Here is a 1,065-nt window from a genome sequence, read left to right as displayed (position 1 = left end):
TCGTTCCAGACGGGGACGCCGGATAGCGACCGCGCCTTCCTGCGCGATCTCGTCGCCTTCTATGTCGTGTTCGAGGGCATGTGGTTCTACACCGGCTTCGCGCAGATACTGTCGCTCGGCCGCCGCAACAAGATGGTCGGCATCGCCGAGCAGTACCAGTACATCCTGCGTGACGAGAGCATCCATCTGAACTTCGGTATCGACGTGATCAACCAGATCAAGATCGAGAATCCGCATCTATGGACGCCAGCATTCCAGGACGAGATTCGCGGCATGATCCGTGACGCGGCCGAGTTGGAGGCCGCCTACGGCCGCGATACCATGCCGCGCGGCTTCCTCGGGCTGAATGCGGCGCTGTGCGAGCAGTACATGCGCTTTATCGCCAACCGCCGCTGCGCGCAGATTGGGCTCGCGCCTGTCTTTGCCGAGGGGGAAAACCCGTTCCCGTGGATGTCGGAGGCGATGGACCTAAAGAAGGAGAAGAATTTCTTCGAGACGCGGGTGATTGAATATCAGAATGGCGGAGCGCTCAGTTGGGACTGAGCGTCCGGTCACGATGGCGACCAGTACCTTCTCCCAATAGAAATCGCAAATCGTTACGCCTCGAACAGGACGTGCCGGATTGCATCTCCGAACCTACCTATTCGAGGCAGCGACGGTCCTTCTCTATCGGACAAAAAAATGGTCTTCCCTCAAGGCCTGGGGAATGAAGCTCGTGAAGCGGGTCGGTTTGCAAAAGGCAAAGGTCGCCATTGCCCGCAAGATCGCTGTGATCCTCCACTGCATTTGGGTGGATGGCACGTCGTTCGACTGGGGCCACGCGCCGGCCTGACCTTATTCTGCAAGTTCCTGGCCCGGTCCGCCGGGCCCGGCGATGTCCCGCTGGGACGGTGGTCGTGGTGACCTCGGTCATCGGCTGGTGGCGGGCTCGCCCGCACGCCGTTGCAAACGATGAGGCACCCGATCCGGACATCATCATGAGGTGCCTGCGACCTCGGAAAATGAAATGGACGCCTCCCTCCCAAATCGGTAGGAGCGGCAACGAGCGAGCCAACTGGGCAGAGA

The 1,065-nt window shown here is 60.4% G+C and carries 1 protein-coding gene and 1 pseudogene; both read left to right on the top strand.

Annotation, left to right across the window (positions count from 1 at the left end):
* A partial coding sequence (locus tag AC5ZFO_RS48035) for a ribonucleotide-diphosphate reductase subunit beta (RefSeq protein ID WP_496124270.1) occupies positions 1–543 on the top strand: 543 nt, incomplete at its 5' end.
* An 88-nt stretch (positions 544–631) separates the two neighbouring features.
* A pseudogene (locus AC5ZFO_RS48030) lies at positions 632–832 on the top strand (IS110 family RNA-guided transposase); the annotation flags it as partial.
* Between the last annotated feature and the right edge of the window lie 233 nt (positions 833–1,065).

Source organism: Bradyrhizobium sp. Unk1 (genome assembly GCF_059512345.1).
The sequence above is the reverse complement of the archived record's forward strand: the minus strand, read 5'-3'. Positions and strand labels throughout refer to the sequence as shown.